Annotated in this window: 15 protein-coding genes; 11 read left to right on the top strand and 4 right to left on the bottom strand. The window is 51.5% G+C overall.

Annotation, left to right across the window (positions count from 1 at the left end):
• The first annotated feature begins 657 nt into the window (after positions 1-657).
• The 8 genes from HYN24_RS03000 to HYN24_RS02965 all read left to right on the top strand — a co-directional run bounded on the left by HYN24_RS03000 (position 658) and on the right by HYN24_RS02965 (position 14,489).
• A complete protein-coding gene (locus HYN24_RS03000) occupies positions 658-1,941 on the top strand; it encodes a GTP-binding protein (RefSeq protein ID WP_117607893.1) in 1,284 nt (427 codons plus the stop codon).
• Between the two features lie 55 nt (positions 1,942-1,996).
• Positions 1,997-3,007: an NAD(P)-dependent alcohol dehydrogenase gene (locus HYN24_RS02995; RefSeq protein WP_117607892.1), complete on the top strand. Its 1,011-nt coding sequence runs from the start codon at positions 1,997-1,999 to the stop codon at positions 3,005-3,007.
• Between the two features lie 565 nt (positions 3,008-3,572).
• Positions 3,573-4,718 (top strand): porin, encoded by a 1,146-nt coding sequence (locus tag HYN24_RS02990; RefSeq protein ID WP_117607891.1) that lies wholly within the window; start codon positions 3,573-3,575, stop codon positions 4,716-4,718.
• Positions 4,719-5,472: 754 nt separating this feature from the next.
• On the top strand, positions 5,473-7,152 hold the full coding sequence (locus HYN24_RS02985; RefSeq protein WP_205421429.1) for a PQQ-binding-like beta-propeller repeat protein: 1,680 nt from the start codon (positions 5,473-5,475) through the stop codon (positions 7,150-7,152).
• Between the two features lie 170 nt (positions 7,153-7,322).
• Positions 7,323-7,649 (top strand): cytochrome c, encoded by a 327-nt coding sequence (locus tag HYN24_RS02980; RefSeq protein WP_162888578.1) that lies wholly within the window; start codon positions 7,323-7,325, stop codon positions 7,647-7,649.
• 250 nt (positions 7,650-7,899) lie between these two features.
• Positions 7,900-9,882 carry a sigma-54-dependent Fis family transcriptional regulator gene (locus HYN24_RS02975; protein ID WP_117610177.1) on the top strand — a complete coding sequence of 661 codons (1,983 nt, stop codon included), beginning with the start codon at positions 7,900-7,902 and terminating at the stop codon, positions 9,880-9,882.
• Between the two features lie 287 nt (positions 9,883-10,169).
• Positions 10,170-12,314: an HDOD domain-containing protein gene (locus HYN24_RS02970; protein ID WP_117607889.1), complete on the top strand. Its 2,145-nt coding sequence runs from the start codon at positions 10,170-10,172 to the stop codon at positions 12,312-12,314.
• A 3-nt stretch (positions 12,315-12,317) separates the two neighbouring features.
• Complete coding sequence (locus HYN24_RS02965; protein ID WP_117607888.1) at positions 12,318-14,489, top strand: bifunctional diguanylate cyclase/phosphodiesterase; 2,172 nt, start codon at positions 12,318-12,320, stop codon at positions 14,487-14,489.
• 224 nt (positions 14,490-14,713) lie between these two features.
• On the opposite strand, the gene HYN24_RS02960 is transcribed toward HYN24_RS02965, so the two are convergent.
• Positions 14,714-15,505 (bottom strand): LuxR C-terminal-related transcriptional regulator, encoded by a 792-nt coding sequence (locus tag HYN24_RS02960; protein ID WP_117607887.1) that lies wholly within the window; start codon positions 15,503-15,505, stop codon positions 14,714-14,716.
• Positions 15,506-15,600: 95 nt separating this feature from the next.
• Here HYN24_RS02960 and HYN24_RS02955 point away from each other — a divergent pair, with 95 nt between their 5' ends.
• From HYN24_RS02955 to HYN24_RS02945, 3 genes are all read left to right on the top strand, one after another.
• Positions 15,601-17,748 (top strand): PAS domain S-box protein, encoded by a 2,148-nt coding sequence (locus tag HYN24_RS02955; RefSeq protein ID WP_117607886.1) that lies wholly within the window; start codon positions 15,601-15,603, stop codon positions 17,746-17,748.
• A protein-coding gene (locus HYN24_RS02950) for an IS3 family transposase (RefSeq protein ID WP_371413211.1) occupies positions 17,648-18,768 on the top strand; the annotation gives its coding sequence in 2 pieces (ribosomal slippage) (positions 17,648-17,905 and positions 17,908-18,768; 1,119 coding nt in all). The genes HYN24_RS02955 and HYN24_RS02950 overlap by 101 nt, the downstream gene beginning before the upstream one ends.
• A 58-nt stretch (positions 18,769-18,826) precedes the next feature.
• On the top strand, positions 18,827-19,048 hold the full coding sequence (locus tag HYN24_RS02945; RefSeq protein WP_117607885.1) for a histidine kinase dimerization/phospho-acceptor domain-containing protein: 222 nt from the start codon (positions 18,827-18,829) through the stop codon (positions 19,046-19,048).
• Positions 19,049-19,114: 66 nt separating this feature from the next.
• Here HYN24_RS02945 and istB read toward each other — a convergent pair whose 3' ends face one another.
• From istB to HYN24_RS02930, 3 genes are all read right to left on the bottom strand, one after another.
• A complete protein-coding gene (gene istB / locus HYN24_RS02940) occupies positions 19,115-19,891 on the bottom strand; it encodes an IS21-like element helper ATPase IstB (protein WP_117607374.1) in 777 nt (258 codons plus the stop codon).
• Positions 19,881-21,404 carry an IS21 family transposase gene (gene istA, locus HYN24_RS02935; RefSeq protein ID WP_117607375.1) on the bottom strand — a complete coding sequence of 508 codons (1,524 nt, stop codon included), beginning with the start codon at positions 21,402-21,404 and terminating at the stop codon, positions 19,881-19,883. Before istA ends, istB begins: the two co-directional genes overlap by 11 nt.
• 100 nt (positions 21,405-21,504) lie before the next feature.
• Positions 21,505-22,200: an HD-GYP domain-containing protein gene (locus HYN24_RS02930; RefSeq protein ID WP_162888577.1), complete on the bottom strand. Its 696-nt coding sequence runs from the start codon at positions 22,198-22,200 to the stop codon at positions 21,505-21,507.
• Between the last annotated feature and the right edge of the window lie 49 nt (positions 22,201-22,249).

The following is a 22,249-nucleotide window of genomic DNA, read 5'->3' as shown; positions in this document are numbered from 1 at the left end:
CCTGCATTTCCTCCTACCAAGGTTTGCTAATTAATTTCCTTGCCCGTATCACCGCCCCCAATAGGTAAACCGTGTGAACGCTGTGCGATTCCGGGTGTGGGTCTTGTCCAACCGTTTCAGCTACCGGCTGGCTCGATCACTCTTTCGCAAAGGGCGTGCCACTGAAGAGAAAAAGCGTAACTATTTGAATTAACGAACTTTATTTTTCCAACCTGCTTCGTTTATGGAAATCCATGGCGTCCGATTTCCGGATGAGCGTCCGATTGTTGGATGGCAAATCGCGCCGCTGATACGTCCTAGTTCCGACACAAATACGTAAAGGTCTAGACGACCGGAAATTGGTCACCAGCGTACGAAAATGTCCGGAAGTCCTACGCAGAAAAAAGCGTTAACGCATTCATTTCCCTAGTCGAGGGAAGAAATTTCCATATAACAATCAAATGAATACAGAAAAATCCGCAAACAATCCAAAAGATCGGCATAGCTTTTGCTGTTTAGGAGGCAGGGTGAATCTGACACTTGTCACTCACCACATCTGTCTCCTCTGCTAGGCCTCGCCCCCTCGGCTTGGCCTGTGGCAGTTTCGCCGGGGCTGAGCCCCGGCATTTTTTTCTACTGCTTGTGGTTAGTCATGCCAGAGAAACAAGGGACCCAATAATGACCAGCGAGACCTCCGCATACGCCTCCATACCAACGGCTACGGACGACAAGCGGATCCCCGTGACTTTGCTCACGGGCTTCCTAGGCGCAGGAAAAACCACCCTGCTGAACCACCTAGTTCATCTGCCTGAAATGGCTGGCGCAGCTGTGCTAATCAACGAGTTTGGAGAAATAGGAATCGACCATCACTTGGTCGACAAGGTCGATGAAACCTTAATGATTCTCGACTCAGGTTGCCTGTGCTGCAGCGTTCAGGGGGATTTAGTAAAGGCGCTGAAAACCCTCGCCGACAGAAGTTCGAAACGAGAAATCCCTCCTGTAACGAGAGTACTGATCGAGACGACAGGTCTGGCTGATCCTGTCCCGGTGATTTACACGCTCATGCAGGAATGGTTTATCTCGGCACGCTACCGCTGCGACGGGGTCATTACAGCAGTCGACGCCACACATGCGACGATGCAGCTGGAGTTCCATCAAGAAGCCGTACGCCAGGTCGTTATGGCCGATCGCTTGTTGATCACCAAATGCGACCTGGCAGACATCGACACTCGCCTCGAACTTAATAAAAAGTTAGACACCCTTAATCCGAGCGCAAAGAGAATAATTATTGATCACGGTCGAATTAGACCTGATGCTCTATTTGGATGCGGAATCTACACGTCAACAGGCAAGACACCTGATGTCGCAGCCTGGCTGGGCGAAGAACAAATTCGCGACGAACAAACTCGTAAGGCTGGAAAAAGTGCACCACCAAGCTGGCGAGGAAGGCCTCAAAGAGCGCAGAGCCATGGGCAAAAAGTGGCAAGACATGATGACTCAGTAAAAAGCTTTATCGTGGAATTTGACACCCCGACTCCGTGGTACGAATTTGCTGTCGGTATGGGAAAGATCCTGACCACATACGGAAGCCGTCTGTTACGTGTCAAAGGACTAATGGACATCGTTGGTGACCCCCTACCACGTGTAATTCACTGCGTACAAGACGTTGCATACCCACCCATCAATCTCGCAAAGTGGCCCGCACAAAGTGCATTTACTGACCATCGAGGGCGGCTCGTCTTCATCGCAAGGGACTTAGCCCCAGAAGAGATTGAAGATATACGGCGAGGGCTCGCCAACCTTTCCAACAAAGATGCGGTCGAAATCAAGAATTCACCATGTCCGGTTCCAACAATTTGCTGGCTAAGCCACAACATTCCAAGCAGCAAATCTCCGGACATTGAAGTTGAGGGTTGGAATATTCAAATTAAAGGTTTGGGAAAACGGAAAACGTACGCGTAGGTGAAATCGCGGAATCGAGCTCTACACAATCAGCAACTCCATTGAGGAATCGGCTATGGCACATAAAGCAATCGTAGTTAACCCAGGTGGCGGCTACGACAATGTAATCATTGGCGTACGCGAAGCAGCGAATCCCAAAGAGGGCGAAATTACCGTTCGTATGCACGCAAATTCGCTCAATTATCACGACTTCGCAGTCGTAAGCGGAATGTGGGGGCCGGTCGAACCTCGGATTCCAATGGCTGACGGGGCAGGGGAAGTCATTGCAGTAGGTCCTGGCGTCAGCGAGTTTTCGGTTGGCGATAGGGTGGTCAGTACCTTCTTTCCGACCTGGCTAGCTGGCACGCCACCAGTTGAAGGGTTTGCAACCGTTCCGGGTGATGGTATCGACGGCTATGCGAGAGAAACCGTCACTAAACATGTAAATGCCTTCACCCACGCTCCGATAGGCTGGAGTCATACAGAGGCATCTACGCTAACGACAGCCGCATTAACGGCATGGCGAGCGCTGATAGCTGATGGCGCACTCAAAGCGGGAGATACCGTATTGGTTCAGGGCACCGGAGGCGTATCTATTTTTGCCTTGCAGTTCGCCAAAATGGTCGGAGCTAAAGTAATTGCCACGTCATCTTCGGACACAAAGCTCGAGCGTTTGGGTGCGATGGGGGCCGACTACACCCTGAATTACCGAACCACGCCCGACTGGGGCCAAGTTGTACGCGAACTGACTTCCGGTCGCGGAGTCGATCACGTGGTGGAGGTGGGTGGCCCTGCGACGTTAGAACAATCTATGATCGCAACACGGGTTGGTGGCCATATCTCGCTGATTGGCATACTTACCGGTCTCGGCGGAGAAGTTTCCATCGTTACAGCCTTGATCAAGCAACTCCGACTGCAAGGTGTATTAGTTGGTAATCGAGCGCAGCAGCAGGACATGATCCGAGCCATCGACGCTAATGGGATGCTCCCAATTATTGACCGCTGCTTCCCACTAGAAGAAATTGTCGAGGCTTTTCGATACCAGGAGTCGAATCGTCACTTCGGAAAGATCTGCCTCGAGATGTAGGGCCAAGTCACCCGAATAATCAAATCGCTGCAACGGCGTGTTATTGCGCTACATGGCTCTATTTCAATTCACGATATCGCCATGAAAACGCACTCGTAGAGTGATCAAGAGCAACAAAAAATACGGGGAGGCGTAAAGCCTCCCCGTATTTTCTTTGAATAGTCCCGCTGTTTTCTGTCGGCGAAAAACTGGCCAGCTACAATAAATACGCTGCGACTTCACATAGTCACCATCAGATTCACTGAAGAAATCCGGCTGACTAAATATATTGCATTTTCCGATGCAAAGAGCACCGTGTCATATCTGATCGCAGTTCATTATCGTTCATAAACTGAACGCTTCACGGACTATACGCGACTGTTTCAGCCAAACAAAAAAACCCACTGAATCAATGGCTTTAATATTTTCCATGAAAATTTTGCGTTGATTTTCCACTGTCTGGCGCAGGTTTTGCAGTGAGTGCTATTGAACGCTGGCCTCCACTCGGAGATGGGGGAGGAAAGATTCAGACGGGGCCAAACAAGCCCCGGTGTTCACCCACACAAAATGATAAAGGAACAATTCAATGCAGAAAAAACTCATTGCGCTGGCCGTGGCGGCTATTACCTCGAGTGCAGCATTTGCTCAATCCAATGTCACTATCTATGGCACTGTCGATATGGGCTACCTGTACCGAGGTGGCAATAATGGTGCCTTAGCTAAAACACAGAGCCAACATGCACTTCAAAGCAATTCGGCCGAAAGCAACATCGGCTTCAAGGGTGTAGAAGATCTGGGCAATGGACTTAAGGCAATTTTCGACCTCCAATATGTCATCACTCCAGACCAGAGCTCCGGTCTGGGAAATGCATATGCCGATGTCGCAGGCCTCGGCAAGGGTCACCAATACGTTGGGCTCACCGGTGGTTTTGGTACCGCAGTCGCAGGGTTACTGAATGGCCATCGCTACGCGCTATTTGCCAAGTACAATCCCTTTGGCAATTACTCCGTAGGTAATTTTGCTTCGATGACCACTCAATACGACCGCGCATCGAATGCACTCGCTTATATCTCCCCTAGCTTTAACGGCATCTCCTTGCTTCTTGCCACGTCAACCAATACCCAAACAACTGAGGGCGGGCTGAACGGAGTTCATAGTGTTGCCACTCGTATTCCCGATGGTGGCAACAAAGGTGATGATCGCCTGTTTACGACTGCCTTGATTTACGGAAACGGCCCCCTAAGTCTCGATCTCGCCTATGAAACGACCAATGCTGTCGGCTACAACGATGGAAAGCTGTTCGTTGTCGTGACCGGCGCCTCATATGACTTTGGTATTGCAAAGGTCTTTGGTATTTACGACGTTATCAAGGGAGATAAGAACTCACTCATTGGTGGCAATGCCTTGGGTGGCGCACTGGGTGGCCTTACTGCTGATCAACAGTACAACAGGCGCAACTGGGAAATTGGCACCTCGATCCCATTCGGCAAGGCGAAAGCACTACTAAGCTACGGCCAAGTGAAGGATAAGACGTTGACCAATGCTGACGCCAGCAAGATCTCAATCGGCGCCCGCTATGCGCTGTCTAAGCGCACCGAACTTTATACTGATTTTGCTCACATCAAGAATGACAGTAATGCGCGATTTACCATCAACCCGATGGGTAACAGCGACGGCATTCTCGGTGGCGGCATCAACGGCTTCGACATGGGTATCAAGCACACATTCTAAGCAGCATTATTTCCCGAACGACAAGAAGCAGTTTTATGTCGTTCGGGAAAATATTTCCTACGCCTGATGATTTTAAAAAATTATTGTTGTGCACCTTGAGGCGCCCTTGCGCCACTCTCAAATCGCCGACCTTGCGGGTGCCCCCCCTCGAAAAGCCCACAACTAAAGCCCCAATCGCTGGGTAGTTTCGTTACCAAACAGCTGGGGACTTTCCCACGTTGGCTTTACCTCACGGCGAATTCAAAATAGCACCTTCCGTTGCTACGCCGGCACGAGCCATTATGCGCGGCCTGAAATATCCATATTGCACCCCTTGCCAGGTAGGCGCGTGGCCAACACCATTTGACCTGACGTAGCAATTACACGCTGCCATTCACCCCCCCCAATCCAGCAATCGGACGGTCATCCAGAAATCGGACGCCCAGACTTCCAAGCGCTCCGTCACGAAAATAATTTCGGCAGCTAATTCATACACTTATCAATGCTTTGTTGGTTGGCATGCCATTTGCAAATAGCTATTGGAGTCAGCCGATAGCTCCCCTTCTCAGGGGCTAAGTCGCCTTTTTTGGAATGCGGCTCACAAGGGTTGGGTGCGGTTTATATAACGGGATCACACCCAATTTTCTAATCGCTACATAGGTATCGAAAGGCTGACCGCCGGGTTGTATTGCGGACAGGTTAAGTCAAGTAATAGGCGCGTCAATAGACACAAATTATTGACGCTATAACCGTTGAAAGATGAGGAGGAGTGGCTTTGAAAAAGAGTATCTCAACGAATCTCAAGGTTGCAGTAATGGCCGTAGCCCCTGTATTTGCAATGCTAGGAATGGGGACTACCGCCCATTCAGCAGAGGGCGTAGATAACCCGGCCAACTGGCCTGAGTACCATCGCGATTATCGCGGCTGGCGCTTTAGCCCACTTGAGCAGATCAATAAGACTAATGTCAAAAAACTAAAAGTAGCGTGGATTCATCAGCCCGGGGATATCACCCAAGGCATGCAGGCTACGCCGATTACGTTGGATGGCATTGTGTATTACATTGGCCCTAACAATCGGGTCTTTGCTGTCGATGGCGCTACAGGTAAGGAAATATGGCACTACTACACTGAGTTGGATCCTGTAGTAAATACACTGCTGTTTAACGGCTATAACCGTGGGGTTACTGTTGGCCATGGCAAGGTGTACTTTGGCACGCTAGATGGTCGAGTCATCGCACTTGACCAGAAAACAGGTAAGCAACTCTGGGACGTAGAGTTGGCCGATCCGAAGCAATGTAGCGGTTGCAACTTTACATCGCCTCCCGTGTTGGCTGGTGATGTTCTGATTCAAGGGCCGACAGGTGGAGATCTGGCTCAGCAGGGGCGTTTATATGCATTAAACGCACAAACAGGCGAGCGGCTCTGGAAGTTCGAGATCATCAAGGATGACCCGGCTAGCTGGCCCGGAGATAGCGGGAAGACCGGAGGTGGCGGAGCCTGGCTACCTGGACAGTATGATCCAAAGCTCGATTTGTTTTTCATTGGCACCTCAAATGCAGCACCGGACTTCGATGGCACCGTACGGGAGGGGGATAACCTCTACACCGCGACGACTCTCGCTATCGAGCCAAAAACAGGAAAATTGCGTTGGCATCGGCAGGAAGTCCCTCATGACGTTTGGGACTACGACTCTGCCTATGAGTATGTGATGATCGACAAAGATGGCAAAGATCTGATGATCCATCTCAACAAGGGTGGATATGTCTATGTTATGGATCGAAAGACAGGGGAACTCCTAAACACATGGCCCCTTTCTGAGAATATCAATTGGGTAAAGTCCGTAAATCCCAAAACTGGTGAGCTCAGTGGCCGTGATCAGCCAGAGATTGGCAAAAGCAAATTGTTCTGCCCGAGCGTGCTTGGTTCCCGTAGCTGGAATGCGGGTGCCTATAGCCCGAAGACAAAGCTCTGGTATACCAATGCTCATGAGTTCTGTAATCGTGTGACCGTGGCTGACAAGAACGATCCGAAGAAGATGGCTTTCTCGCAACCATACTTTGGATTCTCTGCATTTGGCTTCGAACCCCCTCCGGGCAAAAAGCAATCCGCTCGACTGGAAGCTGTCGATCCGATTACTGGCAAGCGCGCCTGGACAGTTGAGTATGCTCTCCCAGGGTTAGGCGGCGTGCTTGTAACCGGTGGCAATCTGGTCTTTAACGGTGACTCGCGCGGTTACGTACATGCCTATGATGCGAAGGATGGGAAGGAACTCTGGAACTTTAATACCGGATCTGGTATCCGCGCTGGCATTACTAGCTATGCAGTCGGCGGCAAGCAATACATCCTCGTTCCGACAGGGTTCGGATCCCTGTTTCCGGGCTTTGCCTCAGGTGTATTCCCTGAATTTAAGGAATCGAAAGGTGGATCTGCTGTAATCGCCTTCACTATCGAGTAAGACCATCTGTCAATTGAACCGGGGAAATTCAGCAATGAATTTTCCCGGTTTTTTTGATGGCGTCAAAATTTTAAATGCCAATAAAAATGATTAATAAACACCATTCGACCCCGCCAAATAAAACGTCGTTTTGTAGTTATTTCTTGGTCATTACAACGCTCATTTGTTCCATGTTCATGACTCCCGCCGAGGGGTCAAATGAAACACATAACAATGGAACTGGTATCGGAATTGATCTTGAACAGGAGAGCATAATTCAGGAAGGCAAGTCCCGATTTATTCAAACTTGTGCCTATTGCCATGGGCAAGAAGGGGAGGCGGGGAAGACCCGCCCTTTCAAGACACATACCAATTGGGATCCCCAAGCTATATTTGACACCATTTCAAATGGTCGACAACGGGGTGGAAACATAATGCCAACATGGAAAGACAGCATTCCACCGGAAGAAATATGGAAAATTGTTGCCTATATAAAATCCCTGTCTGCATCAAAATAAAAAAGGCCTTTATCATGAATTATAGAAAATGCCGCGACATCAGGGATCCGGACAAACGTTACCTATCTGGCCGCGAGATGGATCGGGACCCGAACACCCTAAATATAATCACCACAATCGCTTCGCCATTAATTATTAACTCAAGCAAAAAGACGGACTCTAGGTACCTCGCTAGATTATCAATACCTGAGTATTTCGATTTATCAAAATCTTGCCATAAACTAATTACGCTTTGATCTTGAAACAGCCGATGGAGCAACTTCAACTAGCAACCGAATTGAACGGCCAGAGGCTACAAAGGGCTAGGCAACTCTTTTTCGATGAAGGCTACGTTCCTGACGGGCTGATTGACCCGATCATCCTCCGCTCGTGGCAGCGCTGCCGGCATTTCGGTCTGAACGAAAACAATATCATTCCAGCTACAGAGGGGATGGATCTCCCTACCCTCAAAGCCGAACGGAATCGGAATCGCTTTCTGCTCGCTCAGGGGCGACCGATCATGGAACATATCTACGAACAGATTCGAAAATCCGGGAGCATGGTAATTTTGGCCGATGCCAACGGACTCCTACTTGAAACGATTGGCGATTCCGACTTTGTTTACCGCGCAGACCGTGTCGCACTGACATCAGGGGCATCATGGGGGGAGCCTCATCGCGGCACCAATGCAATCGGCACCGCCATCACAGAAAAAAGCCCCGTATCCACTATTGGAGGAGAGCATTTCTTTGAGCGGAACAGCTTCCTTACCTGCTCAGCCAGCCCGATTTTCGGACCAGATGGATGTTTGGTTGGAGTTCTCGATATTTCTAGCGACTATCGCAACTACCACCAACATACCCTTGGCTTAGTCTGCATGTCGACTGCCATTGTGGAACGGCGACTGTTCGAATCCGCATACTCCCGTGACCTTCTGGTCTGTTTCCATACCAGAAGTGATTACCTGGGTAGTCCAAAAGAAGGAATCGCAGCAGTTTCTCCAGATGGCCAGATACTAGCCATAAATCGGAATGGCACCGAACTCCTTGGTATTCGCCAAGAGGATGCTGTGAATCGCGACTTTTCGCTGGTCTTTAAAAGCAACCTGTCGACCTTGATTGATCGATTACGTCACGCACCTCAACGTCGATTAGAAATCAACACCAACGGCAAATTCCTGTTCTTCCAGCTTCGTGGCCAGTTCCCTTCACTGGCTATCGCTAGCCGCATCGAAGATGCCCAGGCAATCATGCCCATGGCTAACAGCCCCGAAGCAATCTCGCCATCAGGTCCGACGCTGGATACGCTGAGCGACGGCGACCCCCTCCTACAAGCCGCGATTGAGCGTGCCCGGCGGATGCTTGGCAAGGATATTCCGATTCTGATTCAAGGTGAATCTGGTGCCGGCAAGGAAATGTTTGCTAAAGCGTTCCACAACAGTGGGCCACGTAGCAGGGGCCCATTTGTCGCATTGAATTGTGCCTCTATTCCCGAAACATTGATCGAGTCCGAACTGTTCGGCTATCAGGGGGGGGCTTTCACCGGGGCTCGCAAGGAAGGCGCGCCTGGCAAAATCCAGCAGGCACATGGTGGAACGCTGTTCCTCGACGAAATTGGCGACATGCCACACAACTTGCAGGCCCGCCTGCTTCGCGTCCTGCAGGAACGCTGCGTCACGCCCCTCGGTAGCACTCGCGCAATACAGGTTGATATTTCGCTGGTTTGCGCCACCCACCGAAAACTGCGTGACGAAGTTGCGAGGGGACACTTTCGGGAAGATCTTTATTACCGCCTGAATGGTATGAGCGTCACCATACCGCCTTTAAGGGAACGGACCGACATTCAGTCGTTGGTAGCCAAAATCACAGCAACCGAAACGACACATCGCGGGCTGCAGGTCTATTTTTCCGAAGAGGCCCAGCATGCCATCAAACGCTATTCCTGGCCGGGCAATATTCGCCAGTTGTTCAATGTAATCCGTGTCGCCATTGCGCTACTTGACGACGATGAGTCGCTGATCACAGAAAATCACCTACCCGAAGAGCTGTTCGAACCCGCTAAGGCATCTCGGCACCCTCGGCGCACTTTTCAGCCAAGAATCGAGGCACCACCATCGGATGTCATGAGCATGGACGCCATCGGCCGTCAAGCCGCCATAAATGCACTTGAATCAGCAGGCGGCAACGTAACCCTGGCAGCCCGCCACCTTGGCATCAGCCGGAATACGTTGTACCGCAAGCTAGGACGAACTTAGTTTGCCCCCCCATGAAGGAAGGTTTGGATCAGAGAACGGATTAACGACGTACAACTGGCAGGGAAAGCGAGGCTCCCGAATGGCGGACGAAGTACCAATCAATAACTTCCGCACATGACAAAGTGCTGAAGCTCAGTCAATGCTCAGGAACGTTGTTTTTTAAGAATTACGTCATTTGTATCGAATAGATTTTGATTTTAGTGCTCCCGCTCAACAACGGTGTAGTTCATGGCTAAAGCACCTAATTGCCTGTTCTGCCTATAGACGACCATCGATTCGGTACACTCATGAAACGAATACCTCAGACGGTTCAAGACTCTATCGAAGGTGGTCACCTCCCATCTCCGCCTGAGATGCTCTTGCGACTGATGAATACCGTCGACGATGATCAAGCAACGACGGGCGACCTGGCAAAAATCGTCGAGCAAGATCCAGGATTGGCTAGCCGAATTCTGAGTGTCGCTAATTCACCTGCGCTGCGCCTCGGGCGCGAGCTAAAGACTCTTGAAGCATGTCTCGTTGCACTTGGAACACGCCTGGTTCGCTCTCTGGCGACCTGCCTTTCCATTCAAAGACTGTTTGACCGCAATCCCAAGCTCAACACAGCAACTGTTGCGGACTTTTGGAGCCATTCTCTCCTGGTTGGAGAGCTTGCCCGCAGCGTTGCTGAACTGGTGGAATATCCGCACCCTGACGAAACCTATCTGGCGGGGTTGCTGCACGACATCGGAGAGCTGATCCTCCTGACAGCACTCGGCGACCCGTATCGTCGCTACCTGAAGAATTCTGCTGAAGACACCAAGCTTCAGGCTGAGGAAATTCAGCTGTTTGGCACGACCCATGCCGAGGTAGGGGGCTGGCTGATCGATCAGTGGGGACTGGACACCCAGGTAGCCGATGCCGTGGCTTTTCATCATGCTTCTGCAGTGCAGATACTGACGGCGACCTCGTTACCTCAGATTATTTGGATCGCTCAGGCAATGAGTGCCACCGACGACAACTCGCCAGAAATAGGCATGGTCCTTAATCACTGCAGTCTCAAGCTTGAGATATCTGCGCTGCTCGATGCCAAAGAACGTTCGATCCAGCGCACCCGTCAGATTGCAGAAGCATTGGGAATCAAAGTATCCGACGAGTTTCCGAAACGAAGCTCCGCCATAGCTGCAACCAACGCCCCTTTTACTCCTCCGTCGAGCGAAGCAGAGGAGGATATCGCGACGATGGTCGGCGGCATGGCATTGTTACAACCACTGCAACAGGACTTGTTTCAGCTCGGGAGCGATACCGAGGTACTGCTCGCCTTAAGGGAGTCCGCGCGGATTCTGTTTGAACTCCCGAAAGTGGCCATCCTGCTCGCCAACGATAAAGGCGATGTGCTGTCTGGCGACAAGGTTGGGGCGCAGCCGGAAATTTTCCGGCAACTTTCCATTCCGATGATTTCAGGCCGCGCATTAGCTGCCGCTGCCGTCATTGGTCGTCAGGTACGAACCACATTTGATCAGACCGAATCGCCAACCTTGCTCGATTTACAACTGGCCCGAGCGCTCTCTGCCGATGGCCTGCTTTGTATCCCGATGTTGGCGCGCAGCCGCACTGTCGGTGTGATGATTTGTGGTTTGTCAGAAAAGCAGTACGGTCGTCTTCAGCGCCGGATTCCCTGGTTGGCCAATTTCGGAAAAATCGCTGCCATCAGTCTTGATGCCCTGACTGAGGCAAACAAGCATCGCCAGCAAGTTGAAGAGGAACTGGCACACCAATTTACACGGCAAGCCCGGCAGATAGTCCATGAAGCTGGAAATCCCCTTGGCATCATCAAAAGCTATCTCAAAATTCTCGAACGGAAATTGCCGGAAGATGGTGTTCGCGAGGAACTGACTGTACTGACCGAGGAGATCGATCGAGTTGCCAACATTGTGGGGCACATGACCCATGCCCTCAAACGAAGTGCTGAAGCCACAACTATTGATCTCGTCAGCGTTCTCAATGACTTCCTGCTGCTCTATGCGGACCCCTTGTTCAATTCTCGGGGAATACGGATCGAAACGGCCCTTCCCCAGATCGAACTGCCCGTTCAGATCAATCGTGACAACCTGAAGCAGATCGTTCTGAATCTCTGGAAAAACGCCTCGGAAGCACTCGTCGCGGGAAAAACCATCAAGATATCGGTCAGCGACAACATCATTCATGATGGAGCAAGCTATGTTCAGTTGCGCGTCGATGACAATGGTCCGGGTATGCCGGAGGAGACTATCCAGTCCATCTATCATCCGAAACCAATGGTATACACCTCTCAGCGCGGATTGGGACTTTCCGTGGTTGGCCTCTTGTCCAAGCAGGAAGGAATCTTGATCACCTGCCGAAGCCAGATAGGCGCCGGAACCAGCATTGCATTGCTGATTCCCAAGAACCGAAAATCTTCATCGGAAAAATAGCGCATGAACGCCATCACCGCGCTATATGAACTCGCCAAAGTGCCAACCATTCAGACGTGCCAGAACGTTCTGATTGTTGACGATGAGCCGCGATTTCGCCGCGCCTATATGGAATTGCTGGCCGATAACCACCGCTCAATTAGCGAGGCAAGCACTGGGCAGGAGGCTATTGCAACCCTCAGGGAGGGCAAGACCGATCTGGTTATTCTGGACCTAAAGCTACCAGACATCTCTGGTCTGGAGATCATGGATTGGATGCGCACCCACAAAATTGACACCTCGGTAATCATATTTAGTGCAGACAAGTCGATCAACTCGGCAATCCATGCATTACGTCATCGTGCCTTTGAGTTCCTGCGCAAAGATTGCGACCCAAATGACATGATCATCGCTGTCGGCCGGGCCTTGGCGAATCGACGGCGCGATAGGGAGCTCGCATTCGTCTCTGCTCAGCTCCAGCATTCCGAGCAGCTGCACCGATTTCTCGTCGAGCAGTCACCCGACATAATTTTTACGCTCGATTGTGAAGGCCGATTCACCTTCATCAACGGGCGAGTGAATGGCTTACTGGGCTATGCCCCAGAAGAATTGGTCGGACAAAACTACATGAACGTCGTTGATCCACGTGATCACGAGCATGTCCAATATGCCTTCAACGAGAGGCGAGTCGGAGAACGCGCCACAAGGAACCTTGAAGTCCGTTTCAAACACAAGCCTTCCATTCTTCGAGCGGGAGGCAGCCAGGTCATGACGGCAATTTTGAGTTCGCAAGGAGTCTACGAATCGAGCAATGATGGACCTTCAGAAGTCTTCCTAGGCACCTCTGGTGTCGCGCGCGATATTTCGGAGCGCAAGAAAGCAGAAGAAACAATCACCTTCCAAGCATTTCATGATCTTCTAACCAAGCTGCCAAATCGAATACTCTTCGTAGACCGCCTGGAGATGGCCATGGCACAAGCAGATCGGCGCAAGGAGAAGCTTGCCGTGATGTTCCTGGACATCGATCGATTCAAGCTGGTCAATGACACCTATGGTCATCAAGTTGGAGATCAGTTGCTTCGGAAGTTTGCTGCGCGCGTCCGGGGCTGCTTGCGCACAGGCGACACCTTGGCGCGACAAGGTGGTGATGAATTTACTGCCTTGCTACCGACCATCGGCAATATTGAAGATGCGTATATCGTTGCCGAGAAAATCATCGAGGAACTGCGCAGTCCTTTCCAGCTTGGCGAAACCCAATTTTTGGCAACAACCAGCATTGGGATAGCAGTCTACCCGGACAATAGTACGACCCCCGAAGAGTTGATTCGCTGTGCAGACATGGCGATGTACCAAGTCAAAGCACAGGGTAAGAACGGCTATACGGCTTTTCTGCCAGATATGCATACGGCCCACCTTGACCGATTGTCCATAGAAAATGATCTACGGAAAGCTGTTAAGGAGGGAAATCAGTTTGAGCTACATTTCCAACCACAGATCGATGCTGAAGTTGGAAAGGTCGTCGGGGTCGAAGCACTGATTCGTTGGCATCATCCTAGTGCAGGCATGATTAGCCCTGATGTTTTTATTCCTATTGCTGAAGACACTGGGCTAATCATCACCATTAGTGACTGGGTCCTGCGCGAGGCATGTGCGCAATTAGTGCGCCTGAGGGAAGAAGGCTTCGGAGAGCTCAGATTGGGCGTGAATCTTTCGGCCCGAGAGTTTGATCGCGCCGATCTTCTGGAGCGAATTCGACTTCCTCTCGATAAATTCCGGATTACCCCGGAGTTACTCGAGATAGAAATTACCGAAAGTCTCCTCATGAAGGATGCCGAGAACATTGTTGAAAGGGTGAAACATCTTCGAGAGACCGGAGTAAATATATCAATCGACGACTTTGGGACTCGCTATTCGTCCCTAAATTACCTTCGTCGTTTCTCAGTCAGTCGGATCAAGATCGACCAGTCCTTCGTGCGTGACCTCAAAACATTTAGCGACTCATTTGCGATCATTCAGGCGATTGTTGGTATTGCCAAGAATTTCAATCTTCAATTGATAGCTGAAGGCGTAGAGACCGACCATCAGGTTGCTATCCTCAGACAGCTTGGGTGCAATGAAATGCAAGGGTACTTCTTTAGCCGGCCACTGCCGTCTAAGCAGTTGATTGAGTTTTTACGTCTTTCAAAGCAATTGTGAAGGTAAATTCGAGGGCTGACTGACGAACACGAAGCTTAGAGTAAGCCGCGACAAAGGGCGCTAGACGGGAAATCGGCCAAAGCAGTCGGTCCAATCCTGAGAGAGAATAGGCTGGTTCTGAGTACAGACCGGCCATTTGTACTTTGTGTGGAATCGACGCCCAACTGACTTTAAAGCCCACTGCTAAGGAAAATGGGGCGACGTCGAAGAGTTAGGGGTAACGTTTATTTGAGCTCAGCGCTTGAAACCAAGCGCACCAGTTGGGCAACACTATCGACTTTAAGTTTTTCAAAAATTCTCGATTGGTAAGTCGATACGCTCTTCGGACTCAGTTGCAATTGGGTGGCAATTTTTGAATTCCGTTCACCTCGCACCAGTGCCGAAAGAATCTCTTTTTCCCGCCTAGAAAGGGTCTCGAGCATGCATTCATCAGGTGCTGAAGGTCTTGCCAAACTCAAGTCCCGTTCTTTACTAGCGGGCAGATAGCTGCCCCCGAGCAAGGACTTGATCCGCTCGGCCATTTCCTGCAGATCAAGCAAAGCGGAATTTAGTTCGCGCTGCTTGTTGAATAACTCTGTTTCGGCTCGATGCCGTTCAGTAATATCAATATGGGTAATAACCACTTCCCTGGGGCTAGAAGAAGGCAATGCTTTTACCTTCATTAGAAACCAGCGCTGCCTATCAGAACTGTGGCAGGGATACTCATGACTGAATTGTCGCTTCCGTCCGTCTATGACCGCTCGTATGCCTTTATAGACCAACATGGCATTTTCAGATGACTCACCAACCGCATCCGAACATACCACCAAATAATTCGCACCAACCGTAACTTGCCGGGGAAGCGATCCATCGGGATGGCGATTGTTCGCGGAAAAGCTGCGCCACCCCTTGTTGGTGCTGATGATGTATCCCTCACTATCCAGTACCGCAATATTGGCATCAATCGCATCCAGCACCCGCAAGGCTCTGGTGTCATCTGCGTAAAGAGGCTCTCGAGCCGTCCGATTTGCTTGCATAAAACTACCAAAATGTAAGATATGTCTGACAGACAATATAACTTTAGTCTTATAGGATAAAAATAACAACAATAGCAATCTAAAAAGGCTTCAGCATGACCCGAAACTGGTTTCCAACACTGCAGAAAAATCGGTCTGTTTTGCTGTTCATGGTGCCCGTTTTCTTAATGGCCTACCTTGTTCTAATCGTTATTTTTCACCAGCAAACAGAGAGCTATGCCATCCGTGAAGCAGAGAAGGATGCGCTGGACTCCTTGCTCAGTCACAAAGCGGTACACAGTTACGTCACGGAAACGCAACGACCGGAGATTTACCGCTTGCAGGGTGAGGGCTTGTTATACAAAGAATACTTCTCCCCCAAGGTGATGTCCTTCACTTACATAGCCCGTAGCATCAAGGAACTGATCAACAAGGAACGTGAAAGGGCTGGTCTACCGCCAATCTATTTCAAACTTGCCGCCGATAATCCGCGCAATCCGATCAACCAGGCAGATGCTTTCGAAAGTGCATTGCTGGCCCGGATGAATCGTGGTGAGCTTAAGGAAATACGTGAGGTCGTACAGCAGAACGGCGAACCGACACTCCATCTCGCCATTCCTATCGACCGCTCAAGCACGGGCTGTCTCAAATGCCATGGCGACCCGAAAAATGCACCTGGAGAATTGCTTGCCACCTACGGTAGTGAAAAGGGCTTTTTCGAAAATCCGAACAGTATCCGCGCCCTGATCTCGATTCGCGTTCCGTTGACCCCGGCTCTTCAGGAAGCCAATCAAATGGTCAGACTGATCTCCTGGGTTAGCGCTTTACTCATGGTGATGATCTATGCCCTGATCCATTTTTTCATGCTGCGCATTGACCGTGAGCAACAAGCCATACAGGCAGCCAAGCAATACGCGGAAAAATTGATTAATACTGCCAACGTCATGGTGGTTGAACTGAATCTATTGGGCGAGGTGAAGCGCATCAATCCTGCTGTTGAAGAAATTACTGGCTACCGCGCAGACGAACTACTGGGGCATAACTGGTTCGAGACTATCGTACCGGAGGAGCGCTACCCCGATGTCAAAAAAATGTTCATGGCTTTGTTAGAAAAGGGCATTCCAAATCAGTTCGAAAATCCTGTCCTCACCAAAGATGGACATGAGCGTTCCGTCATCTGGCAGAACAGTGAACTTCAGGAAAATGGCAAGACCGTCGGCACCATTAGCTTTGGCATGGACATAACGCATTCTCGGCAGATCAGCCAGAACTTGGCCGAGCAAGATGTCATGCTAAGCAGCGCTCAACACATTGCCCACATTGGCATTTGGCGCTTGAATATTTTAAGCCAGACGCTTACTTGGTCGGATGAAATGTTCAACATCTATGGCCGCCAAGGTTCGCTAGAACCGCTGAGCAAAGCGGAATGGTTTGCGTTGATTCGCCACGAAGATAGGGCGCGTGTTCAGCAAGTTTTTGATAAGGCCTTGACTACGCTCACCCCCTACGACATAACTTACGGTCTGCTCCTCCCCAACGGGGAGGAGAAATATCTGCATGAACATTGCGAACATCAGACGGACCATCAGGGGAAAGTTGTGGTCTCTATTGGCGTTGTTCAAGACGTAACCGAGAACATACTGAACGAACAATCCTTGCGTGAAAGTGAAATTCGCTTTCGCACCATCGCGGATTTCACCTATGACTGGGAATACTGGCAAGGCGAGCAGCATGAGCTGCTTTACATCAACCCAGCATGCCAACGCATTACGGGCTATTCGCAAGCCGAATTCATCCGGAATCCCGCTTTGCTTGAAGAGATTGTGCATCCGGATGATCGCGATCTGTTCCGCAATCATCTCCAGGAAATTCAAACTGAAAACGTATGTACTCTAGAGTTCCGTATCCTAACCAAGAGTGGTCAGGTTTGTTGGATAGTTCATGGTTGCCAAGCGGTGTTCGATCCAGATGGAAAACGCATGGGGCGTCGCGCTTCCAACCGGGACATCACTGACCGAAAACTTGCCGAACTGGAATTAGTCCGCCACCGTTCGCATTTAGAAGATATGGTTCAAGAGCGTACGATCGCCTTGTCTGAGGTGCCCCCCATAAACAGTGCCACGGGGAATTTAGTAAAGTCCGTTTTCGAGAAGGAGAATGGACTTGAAGAAGCGGTTTTCAGAAGAGCAGATCATCGGCTTTTTGCAGCAGGCAGAAGCCGGCATACCGATCAAGGAACTGTGTCGGCAACATGGCTTCAGTGACGGATCGTTCTACAACTGGCGAGCGAAGTTCGGCGGCATGTCGGTTCCAGATGCCAAGCGTCTGAAGGAATTAGAGGCCGAGAACGGTCGGCTTAAACGTCTGCTGGCCGAATCGATCCTCGATGCGGAGGCACTCAAGGCTGCTTTAGGCCGAAAACGCTGAGCCCCCAGCAAAAGCGTGAGGCAGTCATGGTGATGCGTGAATCGACAACGATTTCCGAGCGCCGTGCCTGCCTGCTGGTGGGTTTGTCGCGCACGGTCCTGCATTACGAATCGACGGCACAGCCAGAGAATGAGCAATTGCAGGCAAGACTGGTTGAGCTAGCCAGCGAGCGTCGCCGGTTCGGCTATCGCCGTCTGCATGCCTTGGTTCGCCGTGAGGGCGTTCAGGTCAATCACAAGCGTATCTATCGCCTCTACAGCGATGCCGGCCTATCGGTTCGGCGCCGCAAGAAGCGACATGGTGTGGCCGTCGAGCGGCAGGCGCTGGAATTGCCGTCCTCACCGAACCAGGTCTGGTCGATGGATTTTGTCAGTGACGCATTAGCCAATGGCCGCCGGATCAAGGTGCTGACCATCGTCGATGACTTCAGCAAGGAGGCCATCGATCTCGCTGTCGATTTCGGAATATCGGGACATTACGTGACCCGGGTGCTCGATCAGGCTGCGCGTTTCAGGGGCTATCCCAAGGCGATCCGGACCGATCAGGGACCGGAATTCACCGGCAAGGCGTTGGACCAATGGGCCTACCAGCACGGCGTGCAGCTCAAGCTGATCCAGGCTGGCAAACCGACGCAGAATGCGTTCATCGAGAGCTTCAACGGCAGGTTTCGGGATGAATGCCTGAACGACCATTGGTTTACGAGCTTGCCTCAGGCTCGTATCCTGATTGCCGCTTGGCGCCGCGACTACAACCAGCATCGGCCGCATAGCTCACTGGATTACCTGACGCCCGCAGAGTTTGCAGCCAAGCACCGATCCAGTGATCCCGACGATCCTGTCGGGAAAGGATGTCTTTAGAAGTGCAAACCAAGGACTTTTACTAAAACGCCCTTGGCACTAAATCCGGGGGCACCTCATGTCAATTGCCAAAGAAGGTGCCGAGGCAGCTAGTCGGGCCAAGAGTACTTTCCTGGCAACAATGAGCCATGAACTGCGCACCCCCATGAGTGGCATCATCGGACTCACCAACCTAGCCCTGCACAAGGCGACGGATCCCAAGCTGATCGATCAACTGAACAAGGTCAATCTGTCTTCTAAAAAACTGCTAACCATCATCAATGACATTCTTGAGTGTTGAGTTGCACGTAAAACTGACCCGGGATTTGCACTGAAATCTGACCCACCCGATGAGCCTCAGTATGGCTCAAGTCACAGATGGATTTCTAGTCTTCACCTCCTTGCTAACCTTGGTTGAACTGTTCCTGAAACGGTAACTTTCGTTGCCCGTTTCGACGATATGGCAGTGATGAGTCAGCCGGTCGAGCAGTGCAGTAGTCATCTTCGGATCGCCAAAGATGCTGGCCCATTCAGAGAAACTCAGATTGGTCGTGATGATCAGGCTGGTCTTCTCGTAGAGCTTACTCATGAGATGGAACAGCAAAGCACCACCGTTCTGACTGAACGGTAAATAGCCCAGTTCATCAAGGATCACTAGATCAGCATGCACCAGACGGTTGGCAATCTGCCCCTGCTTGCCTGACTGCTTCTCCTGTTCCAGAGCGTTGACCAAATCGACCGTCGAGAAGAAGCGGACACGCTGATGAGCATGCATGATGGCCTGCACACTGATGGCGGTGGCCAGATGGGTCTTGCCGGTGCCTGGCCCACCGATGAGCACAACGTTGTGAGCTGAATCCATGAACTCTCCACGGTGGAGATGGCGCACCAGAGCCTCATTGGCGACACTCTGCGTGAAATCGAATCCCGACAGATCACGGTAAGCAGGGAAACGGGCAATCTTCATCTGGTAATTGACCGAGCGGACCTCTCGTTCAGCCAATTCGGCCTTGAGCAGGCTGTCCAGAATTGATTGTGCATTCAGATAGGCCGGCGAACTCTGGGCAGCCAGTTCCTCAATGGCTTGTGCCATACCGAAGAGCTTCAGGGATTTCAAAGTAGTGACCATGGCCTCAGGCAACATGACGCACCTCCCGCAGACTGTCGTAACGTGTGACGTTGGCGAGCGGTTCAATCTTCAGCACCAGTGCCTGAGGCGCATCAATCGGCGCCGGTGGCGGCAACTCCACCAATCGCCCAAGCAGATTGAGCACATGCTGCTTCGAGGGAACGCCTGCATCGAGGGCCATCTCGACCGCCGTCAGTACCGCTTGCTCATCGTGATGTAGAACCAGGGCAAGAATCTCGACCATCTCCCGGTCACCACCTGGCCGCTTCATGAGCGACGACTGGAGGCGCTTGAAGCCATCGGGGAATTCTGCAAAGGGCGCACCATTCCTTAAAGCGCCCGGCTTACGTTGCAAGACCGAAAGATAGTGGCGCCAGTCATAGATGGTTTGACTTGAATCGTGATGGCGGCGATCAATCACGCGCGAATGCTCGGCGATCACGTTACCTTCTGCTGCTACGACGAGATGATCGGCGTAGACCCGCAAACTGACTGGCCGATTGGCAAATGAGGCCGGGACGCTATAACGGTTACGCTCGAAGTTGATCAGGCAGGTTGGTGAGACACGCTTGGTATGTTCGACGAACCCATCGAAAGGGGTTGGCACTGCCATCAGTAGAGCCAGTTCATCGGCCCAGGCGTCTGCGACCGTGCCGGGCAATTCAGGGTGTCTCAATTCTTGCCACAGCGTCAGACATCGCTGTTCCAGCCAGGCATTGAGGGCATCCAGATTCTCGAAGGCCGGCGCACCCTGCCAGATGCGATGTCGGGAGTCCTGAACATTCTTCTCGATCTGCCCCTTCTCCCAACCAGAGGCTGGATTGCAGAACTCGGCCTCAAATAGGAAGTGGCTGACCATGGCCTTGAAACGGGTGTTGATGTCCCGAGCTTTGCCTTTCCGGATCCGATCCACCGCCGTCTTCATATTGTCGTAGATGCCGCGCCTTGGAACGCCACCTACCACCCGGAAGGCGTGATTATGGGCATCGAACAGCATCTCGTGGGTCTGCAACGGATAGGCCCGCAGGAAGAACGCCCGGCTGTAGGAGAGTTTCAGTTGGGCAACCTGGAGTTTGGTTTTTACCCCGGCAATGACCGCCCAGTCTTCGCTCCAGTCGAACTGGAAGGCTTCTCCCGGCGCGAAGGTCAAGGGAATGAAGGTGCCACGCCCGGTTGTCCCGGCAGCTTCCTGCTGAGCTTGTCGCCAATGCCTGGCGAAGGCGGCGACCCGGTCATAGGAGCCTTCGTAGCCCAGCGAGCATAGATCGGCATAAATCTGCCTGAGATTTCGCCGCTGCTTGCGACTCTTCTTCGACTCCGTCTTCAACCATGCCGCCAGCTTCGGCGCAAACAGGTCGAGCTTGCTCGGGCTGTGTCGCTCGGGATACTTCGGTTCGACGATGCCGGTGCTCAGATACTTTCGGATCGTGTTTCGGGATAACCCCGTTCGTCTGGCTATTTCACGGATGGCCATGCCATCGCGCAGGTGCCAGCGCCTGATTACGCTTAATAACGCCACGTCGATCACTCCTGATTCCCCCGCTCGTTCCCCGAGCAGGTCAGTGTCTATACGTGGGTCAAAATTCGATGCAAATCTATGGGGCTAGTGGGTCAGTTTTACGTGCAACTCAACAAATGCGTTCATGATGCTCGAGGACGGCACTACTGACTGTTGGATGCCATTCAGGAACCTTTGACAGGATCAGATAGGCAATAACTGGATGGCTGTAGATGTGTTGACGGTCCTGATCGCTCAGGTCTCGCTCGGAGCGGAGTATCTCGGGATCGATATGGAGAAGACCTAGGTCGTGAAAAAGCCCCGATGCAGCGGCCATCGTGACGTTCTGCGCGAACTTACCTTCTGTCGACTGGGCGATGATTGCTGCACAGACAGCAACTTCCAAACTATGGCTGAATATCTGCGGAAACTGGTCTCGTGCGAGGCTCAATTTGAAGACTAATAAAGGATCAAGAGAAATTTTTCGGAATGCGTCAATGATTCGTTTACCGGCTTCCGGTGAATCGACGAGCATGCTGAAGGGTGGCGCGGCGAGCAGGAAGCCGACTGAATCGGCCAAGTTGTCTGGGGTAACGGCGTCCTCTACGCTGAGACATTCGTCAATAGTTGGCACCAGATTATGTGCCCCTAATTTGTCACGAAGGGTCGCCGTGATATGGACTCCACTGTCTACAAGTTTGATCCCATTTTTGGCATGAATCGGACGGTGTGTGACGATACGCCGCCGTTCGGCCAAGTTGGTGATGGCGCTGATGTAATGCACATTACTGAGTACGCTAAGGTGGGACTGCTTGCTCGTTGGCAATGACTACGCTCCTGATCGAGTTTTAAGATAGGGTAGGCTCGCTACTCCT

The organism is Dechloromonas sp. HYN0024, from assembly GCF_003441615.1.
Lineage (GTDB): Bacteria > Pseudomonadota > Gammaproteobacteria > Burkholderiales > Rhodocyclaceae > Azonexus.
This window is presented reverse-complemented; position numbering and strand designations above follow the sequence as displayed.